The organism is Brachybacterium halotolerans, from assembly GCF_016623465.1.
GTDB lineage: Bacteria > Actinomycetota > Actinomycetes > Actinomycetales > Dermabacteraceae > Brachybacterium > Brachybacterium halotolerans.
The window spans coordinates 70,381-83,062 of record NZ_JAEDAJ010000005.1 but is presented as its reverse complement, the minus strand read 5'-3'; the positions used below and the strand labels follow the sequence as shown (position 1 = coordinate 83,062).

Sequence of the window (12,682 nt, the reverse complement as noted above, 5' to 3'; positions counted from 1 at the left end):
GGCCCCCTTCTCCCCACCCCGCACATTCAGGAGCCCCCGACCCGCTGCGGCGGATCGGGGGCTCCCGTGCGTCCGAGGTGGTCCCTCGGGTCGAGCTCGGGCTCGGGCGCTCAGCGCTCGTCCGTGCCCTTGTCCTTCTCGTCGGCGTCCGCCGAGGCGTCGCTCGGAGCATCGGCCGTGTCACCCGCCGGGGCGTCGGCCCGATGGGTGTTCTCCCCGTCGGCGACGGCGTACCTCGCCGGGGTCCCGTCAGCCCGACGGCCGGTGGGCACGAGCGCGGGCTCGCTGTCGGAGTCCGAGGGCGCGGGGTGGGTGCGCAGCTGGAACACCTCACCGTCGTGCATGTCGATGCCGGCCGAGACCGAGTCGACGAGCACGGCGCGCGAGGCGGTTCTGCAGCACCAGCGGATCCTTGGACATGTCCTTCCAGATCGAGATGCACAGCAGCAGCATCACGATCACGAAGGGCAGGGCCGAGACGATGGTGATGTTCTTCAGGCCGTTCAGGGCCTCAGCAGGATCGTCGCCGCCCGCGAGCAGCATCACCGCCGCGACGGCGCCGGTGGCGACGCCCCAGAAGATGACCTGGAACTTGCGCGGCTCCTCAGCGCCGTTCTCGGCGAGACCGCCCATGACGATCGAGGCGGAGTCCGCGCCCGTGACGAAGAAGATCGCGACCAGGACCACCGAGAGCACGACCAGGATGATGTACACCCAGTGCGGCACCGGCATGTGGTTCAGCAGGTCGAACAGCACGGTGTCGAAGTTGATGTCGTCGCCGGTCTGGGCGAGCTTCTTCGCGGCGTCGCCGGCCTGCTCGGCGCGCTCCTGCAGGCCGATGGCCCCTCCGCCGAAGATCGCGAACCACAGGATCGAGATGCCCGAGGGCACCAGCAGCACGCCGGTGACGAACTGGCGCACGGTGCGGCCGCGGGAGATGCGGGCGATGAACAGGCCCACGAAGGGCGACCAGGAGATCCACCACGCCCAGTAGAAGGCGGTCCAGGTGGACAGCCAGGTCTGCACGTCGCCGCCGCCGTTCGCGGAGGTGCGCGAGGCCATCTGCGGCAGGTCCTTGATGAACTCGCCGATGGTGGACGGAATGATGTTCAGGATGAACAGGGTGGGCCCGCCGATGAACACGATGATCGCCAGCAGCACCGCGAGCACCATGTTGATGTTCGAGAGCATCTGGATGCCCTTCTCGATGCCCGAGACCGCGGAGGCCACGAAGCACGCGGTGAGCACCGCGATGATGATCACGAGGATCGGGCTGGTGACCTTGTCCATGAGGCCGGAGGCGGTGATGCCGCCGCCGATCTGCAGGGCGCCCAGGCCCAGGGAGCAGGCGGAGCCGAACAGGGTCGCGAGGATCGCCAGGATGTTGATGATCTTCCCGCCGACGCCGTTCACGGCGCGCTCGCCGAACAGGCCGGTGAACATCGAGGAGAACAGCTGGGAGCGGCCCAGGCGGAACGAGCCGTACGCGACGCCGAGGCCGACGATCGCGTACATCGCCCACGGATACAGGGTCCAGTGGAAGGCCGTCTGGCCCATGGCGGTGGCGGCGGCCTGCGCGGCCTCCGGCTCGACCGTGTTGGGCGGAGGGGAGAGGTAGAAGAAGAGCGGCTCGCCCACGCCGTAGAAGATGAGGCCGATGCCCATGCCGGTCGCGAACATCATCGCGATCCAGGAGCTGGTCTTGAACTCGGGCTCCTCGTCGTCCTTGCCCAGCGGGATCGAGCCGAAGCGGCTGAAGGCGACCACGATGACGAAGACGGTGAACACGGAGCCGGCGATGACGAACAGCCAGCCGAAGTTCGACATGGTGCCGTTGAGCATCGAGGTGGCGACGCCGCCGAGGCCGGTGGGGCTGATGACGCCCCAGAGGACGAAGGCGACGGCGAGGATCGCGGCGGGGAAGAAGACGAACTTGTCGAGCCCCTTGCGGCAGGGCGGCGAGTTCTCGGCAGAGGCCTTCGCGGCATCGAGCTGCTCGAGGAGCTGATGGGTATCGGTGTCGCTGCTCATACAGGGGTGTGCGGCCAGGAGGCGCGGCCGCCTGGCCTTTCGTACGGTGGGGGCGCGGGACAAAATCCCTTCACTTTAACCTGCGACCCGGTGCGATCGCCGGGGCGTGGGATCCGGCGGACGACGGCGCGGGCGGCCGCGCTCCGTGGCGCGATGGCACCCCGACTCCCCCCGAGGCGGCCGCCCATCCATGCAGGTGGGACGGCCGCGCGGCGGCTCGCGCGGCGTTCGTGGGCAGCGGAGTCGGAGCGCCTAAGTCCGGGACCAGGTGCGCGGAGGGGCGGCCGGGCTCAGCGCGCGGTGGTGTGCAGGATCTCCTCGCCGAGCGTGAGCGAGCGGACATTCCGCGCGATCCGCTCGTCGGCGCCGACGGGGCGTCCGCCCGCGCCGTGGGGCGTGATCAGCAGTCGCGGCGCTCCCCACAGCGGGTCGTCGGCCGGGAGTGGCTCGGGATCGGTGACGTCGATGCCGGCGGCGCCCAGGCGTCCCTCCTCGAGGGCCTCGAGGAGGGCGCTCTGGTCGACGGTCGCCCCGCGTCCCACGTTCACGAGGATCGCGTGGTCCGGCAGGGCGTCCAGGACCTCTCGGCCGACGGCCCCCGCGGTCTCCTGGGAGGCCGGGAGGATGTCGATGAGGACGTCGGTCGACGGCAGGGCGGAGATGACGTCGTCCGCCGCGATGACCTCGAAGCCGGAGCGCTCCCCCGCACTGCGGGCGACCCCACGCACGTGCGCGCCGAGCGCGGCGAGGATCGGGGCGAGGGTCTGCCCGATCTCGCCGAAGCCCCAGATCAGCACGCGGGCGTCGAGCAGGGTGGTGAGGCGGCCTTCGGGATGGAGGGGCTGCAGGCCGCCGAGCTCGCCGGACCACTCGTGGTGCTCCTGGGCGATGCGCGCCTCGGGCAGGCGGCGCACGAGCGTGAGCAGCAGGGCGAGGGCGTGCTCGCTCACGGTGCGCGAGTGCAGGCCGGCGCCGGTCGCGATCACCACGTCCTCGGCGAAGCCCGCGGCGAGGATCCCGTCGACCCCGGCGGCGAGGGACTGCACGAGGCGGAGAGAGCCCAGGTCGCGCGCGGCCGACTCGAGGTGGCGGCGCGAGGAGCCCCAGACCACGAGGACCTCGGCGTCATGGTGCTCGGCGGGGATCGGCTCGCGGGCGTCGACGACGACGGCCTCCCACCCCTCGGGCAGGTCGGGGTCGAGGTCCATCGTGTCCGGCAGCAGGATCTTCATGGCACAAGGCTAGGACGCCGGGCGCGCGGGCGCAGGCCCGACGTCGGATCCGGACACTGCATAGCCCGGACACCGCATAGCGCAGAGGAAGCCGGCAGGGAGCACTAGCCTGGGTGCATGCGCATCGGTTCGGCACTCCGCCCCACGCGCGCCCCCTCCCCCTCGTCCTCGCGGCGCCTGCTGAGCGCTCTCGGCCGCCTCGCGCGCACCGTCCATGCCGACGTGGCGCCGCGGGCGACGCGCCGCATGATCCGCCGCGCCGCGGGCCGCGTGGCGACCACGACCCCGCTGAGCGCCTCGGGCTTCCTGGGCGCGAGCATGGCCGGCTGGATCGCGACCTCCCCGAGCCTGCTGCCCCGCACCTGGTGGATGTGGGCGGCGAACTACGCGCTGTCCACCACCTACGGCTACACCTCGGGCGTGGTGCTGGGCCGCGGCGGCCGGATGCTCGTGCGCCGCCTCCCCCATCCCGCGGCGCGCGAGCCCCTCAGCCGGCGGCGCCGGGAGATCCTGCGCTGGGGCGGAGCGGCGGCGCTGGTCGGGATCACCGCCTACTCGTGGACGCGGGGTGCGCTGCGGCAGCGGGAGATCAGCGTGCTCGTGGACCGCGAGCCGAAGAACCTCGCCACGCATGCCGTCGGCACCGCCGCGGGACTCGGGATGTTCGCCGGCGTGCTCATGGCGTCGCGTGTCGTGGGCGCGACGGCCCGCCTGTACCGGCTGCTGCTGCGCGCCTATCTGCCGCCGCTCGCCGTCGGCATCGGCTCCGCCCTGCTCACCTCGGCGACGCTCGCGGTCGCGATCGACCGCCTGGTGCGCGGTCAGCTGCTCGAGCGGATGATCGAGCGCGCGGAGCAGGCCAACCGGCTGCTCTCCCCCGATCTGCGACGTCCCGCCTCCGAGCTGGTGTCCGGGTCGAGGGCCTCGAACGAGAGCTGGGAGTCCCTAGGCGCCGCGGGACGGCGCATCGTCTCCTCCGCGGCGAGCGCGGAGGAGATCGCGCGGGCGACGGGCGCGACCGCGCGCACGCCGATCCGCGTCTACGCGGGCAAGCGCTCGGACCGCACGCTCGAGCAGACCGTCGCGGCCGTGGTCGCCGAGCTCGACCGCACCCGCGCCTGGGACCGCGAGGCGCTCGTGCTGTTCACGGGGACGGGCACGGGGTGGCTGCAGGAGTGGGCGCTGTCCTCGGTCGAGTTCCTCACCGGCGGGGACTGCGCGACCGCCTCGCTGCAGTACTCGGTGTACTCGAGCGCCCTGAACTACGTGCTGGACCGGCGCACCCCTCAGCGCGCGGGGCGCCTGCTGTTCGAGGCGGTGCGCGGACGGCTCGACGCGATGCCGCAGAGCGAGCGGCCGCGACTGTTCGTGGCCGGGGAGTCGCTCGGCTCCTTCGCCGGGCAGGCGGCCTTCGGCGACGTGACGGAGATGCTCGCGCGCATCGACGGCGCGGTGTGGACGGGCACACCGGGCTTCACGCCGATCTGGCGCGAGCTCACCGAGGCACGGCGACCGGGGACGCCGGAGATCGCGCCGGTGGTGGGCGACGGCGAGCACGTCCGCTTCATCACGGAGCCGGCCGATCTGCAGCGCCCCTTCCACGGCCAGGGCCCCGCCTTCGGCCCCTGGCTGCCCCCGCGCGTGGCCTACGTGCAGCACGCCTCGGATCCCGTGGTCTGGTGGCAGCCGTCCCTGCTGGTGAAGAAGCCCGACTGGCTGCGCGAGCGCGTGGGCAGGGACGTCACCGGCGCCGTGGGCTGGGCGCCGTGGATCACCTTCTGGCAGATCGCGGCCGACATGCCGCTCTCGGCCGAGGTCGACGGCGGCCACGGCCACAGCTACCACGAGGAGGTCGTGCTGGTCTGGGCCGCGGTCCTCGGGCTCGACCCGTCGGAGGATCGAGGGCGTGTGGTGAGGGCGATCGGAGAGCGCATCGCGGAGGCTTGAGGGACCCGGATGGTCCCGACGTCTCAGCGGGAGTTGAGGACGAGCGTCGCTGCGTCGCGCGGCTGGAATGCGCGGTAGAACGCGCGGTCATTGGGCATCCAGACCTCGCGCCACAATCTCTCGTGGTCCCTTCCCAGGCGCCGATCCCTCTCCATCCCGCGCGCGGCCGCCGTCTCGAGGTCGACGTCGCACCAGATGCTGAGGTCGAGGGCATCGAGCACCTCGGGGTGGAACAGGCCGATGAGGTCGACCAGCAGGATCCGACCGGCGGGGACCGGCTCGGGTTCGGCGAGTGCGCGCATGCTCCAGTCGAATCGTCGGAACATCCCACGCTGCTCGGAGCGGAAACGGGAGAGCACGGTGTCGCGCAGACGCTCGCGGTCCACCCCGTCCCAGTCCGATGACCGTCGATGGGAGCGCTCGGGGTCGAGGAAATCGTCGCCCCTCATGCGGATCGCACCCGGCAGCAGCGGCTCGAGCTGTCTGGCCAGCACCGACTTCCCTGCTCCGCAGAAGCCCGAGATGCCCACGACGATCGGATGTCGCGCACTCTCCGCGGCATCGCCGATCGCCTGCACGATGCGTTCGTCGGGAGCGCCGAAGCGATCCGACGCGGGGGCATCCTCATGGCCGACCGCGGCGCCCGGCTCGATACTCATGCTGAAGAGATTACTGCGGCTTCGTGCCCTGCTTCCCGGGCACGACATACGCAGCGCGCGGACCACGACAGACGGACGCCTGCCTCCCCGCTCCCCCGATCGGCCGCATCGTCATCGCGACGCCGCCCCGGTCCCTCATTCCCCGGTCGCGACCTCGCGGCCCTCGTCCGCGCTCCACTGCGACCACGAGCCGGGGAACAGCCGTGCACCCGTGAAGCCGGCGCGCTCGAGGGCGAGCAGGTCGTGGGTCGCCGTGACGCCCGAGCCGCAGTAGACGATGATCTCGTCCGTCTCGCCGACGCCCGCGGAGGCGAAGCGCTCACGCAGCGCGCGCGGGTCGAGGAAGCGCCCGTCGGCCCCGACGTTGCCCGCGAACGGGACGTTGATCGCGCCGGGGACGTGGCCCGCGCGCGGATCCACGGGCTCGGTCTCGCCGCGGAACCGCTCGGGCGCGCGGGCGTCGATGACGACCGAGCCCTCGGTCCCGGCGGCCGCCTCGACCTCGTCGGCGGTCGCGGTCACCGCCGTCCCCCACGGCCTCGGGGTGAACACGGCGGCGTCCGGCGCGGGGTCCTCGGTCGAGAGCTCGCCGCCCGCGGCGGTCCAGGCACCGAGCCCGCCGTCCAGCAGGGCGGCCTCGACGCCGAGAGCGCGCAGCATCCACACCAGGCGGGAGGCCTGGGAGCCGTCGGTGTCGTCGAGGGCGAGCACGGTGGCGCCGTCCCCGATGCCGACCGCGCCCAGGGTGGCGGCGAAGTCGGCGGGGTCCGGCAGCGGATGCCGCCCTGCCTCGGGCTTCGCGGCGGCGGCGAGATCCGCGCCGAGGTCCACATAGACGGAGCCGGGCACGTGCCCGGCGAGGAACGTCGAGCGGTCCTTGGACCCGTCGAGTGCCCAGCGCACCTCGGCGACCCGCACCCCGGGCTGCGCGCGCAGCGCGCGGAAGCGATCGACGTCGATGACCGGGGGCAGGGCGGGCGCGGAATCCATGGATGCCACTCTAGGAGCAGTGCCAGACTGTCCGGTATGAGAATCGCATTCCTGGGCACCGGACGGATGGGCACCGAGCTCGCACTGCAGCTGCTGGGCGCGGGCCACGAGCTCGTGGCATGGAACCGCACCCGCGAGCGCACACGGGTCGTGGAGAAGGGCGGGGCGCGCGTCGTCGACGCCCCCGAGGAGGCCGTCGAGGGCGCGGACGTCGTGGTCACGAGCCTCTTCGGCCCCGGCGCCGTCCGCGAGGTCGTCACCGGTCCGGGTCTGATCCCCGCTGGCGTGACCTGGGTCGACACCACGACCGTCTCCCCCGCCGACGCCGACGAGTTCGCCGGCGCGGTCGCCTCCTACGTCGCCGCGCCGGTCGTGGGCACGCTGGGCCCGGCCCGCAAGGGCATGCTCGGGGTCTACGTCGGCTCGGCCGACGCGGACCGCCGCGCGCAGGTCGCCGACCTCGTCGCCCCGTGGGCCGACCCCGATCGCCTCGTCCAGGTCGGCTCGGGTCGCGAGGCCGCGACCGGGAAGCTGCTCGCGAACCTCGCGCTCGCGGTGAGCGCGCAGGGGCTGAAGGAGGCGCTCGCCCTCGGCGCGGCGTGCGGGGTCTCCGACGCGGCGACGCTCGACATGCTGGGCTCGACGGGCCTCGCGTTCATCGCCGGCATGAAGGGGCCGTTCGTGCGCGGCGAGCGCTCGACCGAGGGCGGCGACTTCACGGTCGACGCGATCGCGAAGGACGCCCGCCTCATGCTCGACACGGTGGCGAGCGCAGGGGAGGACGAGGACCTGCCCGCGCTGCACGCGGCCCTGGACTCCCTCGAGGGCCAGCAGAAGGCGGACCGCGGCGAGCACGACTTCTCGGCGATGTTCGTGCACGACGCCTCCGGGGATCAGCCCAGTTCCTGAGCGATCCCCCGCCCGGCCTGTCGGCCCGAGAAGAGGCATCCGCCCAGGAAGGTGCCCTCGAGCGCCGAGTTGCCGTGGTAGCCGCCGCCCCCGAAGCCGGAGGCCTCACCGGCGGCGAACAGGCCGTCGAACGCGCCGCCGCCCGCCGCGGGCGCGCGCTGCACGCGGCCTTCGAGGTCTGTCTCGAGGCCCCCGAGGGTCTTGCGCAGCAGCACGTGCAGGCGCACCGCGATCAGCGGGCCGGCCGCAGGATCCAGCAGGCGGTGCGGGGCCGCGGTGCGGATGAGCCTGTCGCCGACGTACCGGCGGGCGCCGCGGATCGCGGTGATCTGGGTGTCCTTCGCGAAGGGGTTCACGACCTCGGCGTCACGGGCGCGGATCTGCGTCTCGAGGCGTTCGGCATCCACGAGGTCCTCCCCCACCAGGGCGTTCATCTTCTGCACGAGGCCGGGCACGTCGCTCGCGGTCACGAAGTCCTCGCCGCGGTCCAGGAAGGCCTGCACGGGCGGCGGTGCACCCGGCCGCACCCTCCCCAGCACCGCGCGCAGGTCCTTGCCGGTGAGGTCGGGGTTCTGCTCGCTCCCGGAGAGCACGAACTCCTTCTCGATGATCCGCCGGGTGAGCACGAACCACGAGTGCTCGCCGCCGCGCTCGCGCAGGATCCGCAGCGTTCCCGTGGTGTCGAAGCCGGGATAGGCGGGAGCGGGCAGCCGCTCCCCCCGCGCGTCGACCCACAGCGACGAGGGGCCGGGGAGGATGCGGATCCCGTGCCCCTCCCACACGGGGTCCCAGTTCCGCAGCCCCTCGGTGTAGTGCCACATGCGGTCGGCGTTGATCCAGTGCGCGCCCGCGTCGCGCGCCATCACCATGCCGGCGCCGTCGACGCTCGCGGGCACGCCGCGCACGACGTCCCGGGGCATCGTGCCCAGGCGCTGCGGCCACAGCTCCCTCACCAGGTCGGGGTTGCCGCCGATGCCTCCGCTGGCGAGCAGCACGGCGCCGGCCCGGGCCTCGAACCCGTCCGTCGGCCGACGGGTCGAGGCGACTCCGCGGGGCGTCGCGTCGGCCTCGAGCACGTGCCCGTGCACCCCGACCGCGCGCCCGTCCTCGCCGATCAGCGCCTCGACGTCGTGGCGGGTGCGCAGGCGGATCCGCCCGCTCTCGCGGTGCGCGGCGAGGCGTCGCAGGAACGGCTCGAGCACGCCGGGGCCGGTGCCCCAGGTGACGTGGAAGCGGGGCACGGAGTTGCCGTGGCCCTCGGCGGTGCCGTCGCCGCGCTCGGCCCAGCCGACGACGGGGAAGAACCGCACGCCCATCCCGTGCAGCCAGGCGCGCTTCTCCCCCGCGGCGAAGCGCAGGTAGGCCTCGGCCCATGCGCGGGGCCAGTGGTCCTCGGGCCGCTCGAAGCGCGCGGAGCCCATCCAGTCCTGGTGCGCCAGCGCGAGGGAGTCGCGGATCCCCAGGCGACGCTGCTCGGGGCTGTCGACGAGGAACAGGCCGCCGAAGCTCCAGTGCGCCTGCCCGCCGAGGTCCGCCATGCCCTCGCGCTCGAGGAGGAGCACGTCGTGCCCGGCGTCGGCGATCTCGCAGGCGGCGACGAGGCCGGCCAGGCCCGCGCCCACGACGATCGCGTCGGCCTCGAGGGGGTGCTGCGCAGCGGGGCGAGCGGCGGGAGGGGTGCTCACCGCACCTCCAGCCGTCCCACGCGCTGCAGCGGATCGTCCTGGTTCGCGCCCGACATCGTGGCGCTGCGCTGCCGGTTCTTGTCGCCGACGCGGCGGTCGAAGGCCTGGAGGTTGCCGACCTGGATGTCGGTCTCGCGCTCGAAGCCGAAGCGCTTGTCCTTGTTGCGGTAGTAGCGGTAGATGCCGCCGTAGATCGCGCCGAACACGGCCGGTCCCACGACGAACGGGAGCGCGAGGGCGAACAGCCCGCCCTCGGAGCTGCCGCCGTCGGCCAGCAGCACCTGCGCCGCGAGGATGGTGTCCATGGCCTGCTCCTCTCAGAATCCCTGGGTGAGGAAGACTCCCCAGCCCACGACCGCCGCGGCGGCGGTCGCGACCGCGCCGCCCGCGCAGGCCAGGCTGAAGATCCGCGGATGGGACACGGGGACGGACCCCATGGTCTTTCCTGTGCGGCCGTTGACCGCGATGTAGTGCACGTAGCTGCCCTTCGACGTCTGCTGGTAGTAGCTGTAGAGCCACACCGGGACGTACATCGTGATCCAGCGGGTGCCGCGGATCGCGACGCCCTCCCGCTCCCAGCGCACGCCGCGGTCGTACTGGGCGATCGTGGGACGGGCCTTCTCGCGCGCGATGGTGAGGAACTTGTCCTCGACCCGCTCGTCGAGGTCGTCGATGTCCAGGTCGCGGCGCTCGGAGGTGAAGCGCGAGAGGTAGTTCGGGTTGAACACGAGCGCCTCGCGGGTGTCGTACGGCTGGACCGCGTCGAGGATGTAGTTGGTCGCGGCCGAGGAGTCGGTGCGGTCGTACTGCCGCGAGGAGCCCGCGGTGAGGTCGTTGACCAGCACGTCGAAGCTGCGGCCCAGCTCGTGGACGCTCGCGTCCCAGTAGCGCTCGGAGACCGTCTGGTCCTTCCCGACGCGGCGCTGGACCGTGTAGGTGCGGGTGGTGATCTCGCCGGTGCCGCGCAGGTCGGTGTGCAGGTTGCCGTCCACGACCATGTAGGGCATGTAGACGCCCTTGACGTTGTCCGGCACGAACTCCTTGACGAAGGTGCGGTTGGCGAAGGTGCGGCGGGAGTCGACGAACGTCTTGATCTGCTCGACCGCCTGCTCGCGGGTGAGCGTGAAGGGCAGCACCGCGTCGGGGACGGCGCCGTTGGGGATCTGATGGTTGATCGAGAGCACCTGGCGGCACCAGTGGCAGCGGGCCTGCAGGGTCTCGTCGGACTTCACGACGATCTCGGCACCGCAGCCCTGGCACTTGATGGTGACCATCGAGTCCCCGGCCTGGACGTCCTGGGCGCCGGAGGCGATGTGGTCGCCGCGCAGCTCCTGGATCGGGGTGTCCAGGTGGAAGGCTTTCTCGGCGTTGTCCTCGTTCCACTCGTTGCGGCAGTAGTCGCACACCAGCGCACGGGACTCGATCCGGTAGTGCACGTCGGAGGACCCGCATCGCGGGCATTTGTCCAGCCCGTGGCTCTTCCCGCGATCGGTGTCGATGATCCGATCCCCCGACGTCGCCTCGTCGATCGCGTCCTGGATCTGCTCGGCGGGGGCGGGTGGCTGAGGCTGAGCGCCGGGGGCCGACGGCGGCTGCTGCGCCGGGGGCTGCGGCATCGGGGGCTGCACCCCCGGCTGCTGCTGCATCGGCGGCTGCGCTCCCGGCGCAGCGGGCGGGGGCCCCGCGGGTCCGGTCGGACGCGCGGGGTCACCGGGCTGCTGGCTCATCGCGGGTCTTCCGTGGTCTGGTCTCGAGCTGCCAGGGGCCGACGGCCGGGTCAGAGACCCAGCGCCTTCTTCTTGGCCTCGTCGTAGTCCTCCTGCGAGATCAGCCCCTGGTCGAGCATCTGCTTGTACTGGCCGAGCTTGGCGACCGGGTCGTCCGCGGCCGGAGCCGAGCCGGAGGCGCCGTCGACCGGAGCCCCGTCGGACGGACCTGCGGACTGGCTCTCAGCGGGCTGGGCCTGTGCGGGCTGTCCCTGCTGCTGGCCCTGCTGGTTCCCGAAGTTCAGCCCGGGAGGGGTCTGGGCCTGCGAGGGCTGCACGATCCCGCCGGTGGCGTTCATGCCCATGCCCATCATCGCGAGCCCCTGCCCGCCGCCGTTCTCGCCGGCGCCCTGGACGCCGCGGGCGACGGCCTGGTTCATGAAGGACTGCGAGCGGTTGCCGGAGAGGGCGTCGGCCTTCTGGACGTCGTTGAGCAGGGCGCGGGTGTTCTGGTCGTACTCGATCGAGGCGATCGCGACCTTGACGATCGCGAGCCCGCGATCGCTCGACCAGCGGTAGTCCTCCTCGACGACGGCCGCGAGGGACTGCGCGAAGCCGACGGCGTCGGACTGGATGCGGGTGATCCGGTTCCCCTTGTCGGGGTCGTTCGTGTAGCGGGAGAACGCGGCGGCGAGCGAGGACACCACCTCGCGGAACAGCTGGTTGCCGGCCGGGTTGTCCGGGTCGGAGAAGTCGAAGACCCCGGCGTTCTCGGTGATGAACGAGGCGGGCACGTAGTTGTGCACGAACAGCAGCGGGTCGAGGATCCGCATCGTGTACGAGCCGCGGGCCAGCGCCCCGACCTGAGCGTTGAGGTAGGCGTCGTCCCAGTAGATCTCGGACTGCGTGCCGAAGCGGTTATCGGGGATCTCCTTGAGGTTCACGAAGAACGCGAGCTGCTGGGAGGTGGGGCGGCCGCCGAACTTGAAGCGCTCCCAGCTCATGCCCACGGTCGAGGACATGACGTCGTCCCCGGCGAAGACGGACTTCGAGTCCGGTGCATCGCCCTGGAACTCGTAGCCGCCGGCCTCGGTGATGAAGCCGGTCGCCTTGCCGTCGAGCACCGTGACCAGGCCGTACCCCTCGGGCACGAGGATCCGCGAGCCGTTGGTGATGATCGACTGCGAGCCGCGCACGTTCGAGCCGCGGCCGGCGTTGGTGCCGCGCGGGACCGCGGGGAACAGGGCTGCCGTCGCCGGGAGCCCGTCGGGCACCGTGAGGAAGTCCTTCCACTGGTCGGCGAACATGCCGCCGATCGCGCCCTTGAATGCCTGGATGAAGCCCATGCTGATCTCCTTCGTCCCCCGGGAGGCCGGTCGTCATGTGATGCGGACCATGCTATCGACCGCCCTGAGGAGGAGCTGTGGAGTTCCCGAACAGGGGGCTGTGCGGAGGGCGGGGGGGGGGGGGGGGGGCGCCCCCCCGGGGGCGGGGGGGGGGCCCCCCCCCGCCGGGGCGCGGCC

Annotated in this window: 11 protein-coding genes; 2 read left to right on the top strand and 9 right to left on the bottom strand. The window is 72.4% G+C overall.

Annotated features, from left to right (window positions below; genetic code table 11):
• Positions 1-110: 110 nt before the first annotated feature.
• The 3 genes from I8D64_RS17930 to I8D64_RS10350 all read right to left on the bottom strand — a co-directional run bounded on the left by I8D64_RS17930 (position 111) and on the right by I8D64_RS10350 (position 3,263).
• Positions 111-377 (bottom strand): hypothetical protein, encoded by a 267-nt coding sequence (locus I8D64_RS17930; RefSeq protein ID WP_425490296.1) that lies wholly within the window; start codon positions 375-377, stop codon positions 111-113.
• Positions 331-2,031, bottom strand: a complete 1,701-nt coding sequence (locus tag I8D64_RS10355; RefSeq protein WP_425490295.1) for a BCCT family transporter — start codon at positions 2,029-2,031, stop codon at positions 331-333. Before I8D64_RS10355 ends, I8D64_RS17930 begins: the two co-directional genes overlap by 47 nt.
• A gap of 290 nt (positions 2,032-2,321) precedes the next feature.
• Positions 2,322-3,263: a phosphoglycerate dehydrogenase gene (locus I8D64_RS10350; RefSeq protein ID WP_200502492.1), complete on the bottom strand. Its 942-nt coding sequence runs from the start codon at positions 3,261-3,263 to the stop codon at positions 2,322-2,324.
• Between the two features lie 117 nt (positions 3,264-3,380).
• Between I8D64_RS10350 and I8D64_RS10345 the strand changes: the two genes are divergently transcribed.
• Positions 3,381-5,210 carry an alpha/beta hydrolase gene (locus tag I8D64_RS10345; RefSeq protein ID WP_246482956.1) on the top strand — a complete coding sequence of 610 codons (1,830 nt, stop codon included), beginning with the start codon at positions 3,381-3,383 and terminating at the stop codon, positions 5,208-5,210.
• A gap of 23 nt (positions 5,211-5,233) precedes the next feature.
• Here the strand turns inward: I8D64_RS10345 and I8D64_RS10340 are convergent, their stop codons facing one another.
• Positions 5,234-5,869 (bottom strand): uridine kinase family protein, encoded by a 636-nt coding sequence (locus I8D64_RS10340; protein ID WP_214651183.1) that lies wholly within the window; start codon positions 5,867-5,869, stop codon positions 5,234-5,236.
• Between the two features lie 135 nt (positions 5,870-6,004).
• Positions 6,005-6,859: a sulfurtransferase gene (locus I8D64_RS10335; RefSeq protein ID WP_200502490.1), complete on the bottom strand. Its 855-nt coding sequence runs from the start codon at positions 6,857-6,859 to the stop codon at positions 6,005-6,007.
• Between the two features lie 36 nt (positions 6,860-6,895).
• Here I8D64_RS10335 and I8D64_RS10330 point away from each other — a divergent pair, with 36 nt between their 5' ends.
• The gene (locus tag I8D64_RS10330; RefSeq protein WP_200502488.1) at positions 6,896-7,768 is read left to right on the top strand and encodes an NAD(P)-dependent oxidoreductase; all 873 of its coding nucleotides are present in this window, start codon (positions 6,896-6,898) and stop codon (positions 7,766-7,768) included.
• On the opposite strand, the gene I8D64_RS10325 is transcribed toward I8D64_RS10330, so the two are convergent.
• From I8D64_RS10325 to I8D64_RS10310, 4 genes are all read right to left on the bottom strand, one after another.
• Entirely contained in the window at positions 7,753-9,453 is a 1,701-nt protein-coding gene (locus tag I8D64_RS10325; RefSeq protein ID WP_200502486.1) for an FAD-binding dehydrogenase, read from the bottom strand. The two genes, I8D64_RS10330 and I8D64_RS10325, sit on opposite strands and share 16 nt — an antisense overlap.
• Positions 9,450-9,758, bottom strand: a complete 309-nt coding sequence (locus I8D64_RS10320; protein ID WP_200502484.1) for a hypothetical protein — start codon at positions 9,756-9,758, stop codon at positions 9,450-9,452. The genes I8D64_RS10325 and I8D64_RS10320 overlap by 4 nt, the downstream gene beginning before the upstream one ends.
• Positions 9,759-9,770: 12 nt before the next feature.
• The gene (locus I8D64_RS10315; RefSeq protein ID WP_246482955.1) at positions 9,771-11,069 is read right to left on the bottom strand and encodes a TFIIB-type zinc ribbon-containing protein; all 1,299 of its coding nucleotides are present in this window, start codon (positions 11,067-11,069) and stop codon (positions 9,771-9,773) included.
• A 161-nt stretch (positions 11,070-11,230) separates the two neighbouring features.
• Positions 11,231-12,505, bottom strand: coding sequence for an SPFH domain-containing protein (locus tag I8D64_RS10310; protein ID WP_200502482.1), 1,275 nt, complete (start codon positions 12,503-12,505; stop codon positions 11,231-11,233).
• Between the last annotated feature and the right edge of the window lie 177 nt (positions 12,506-12,682).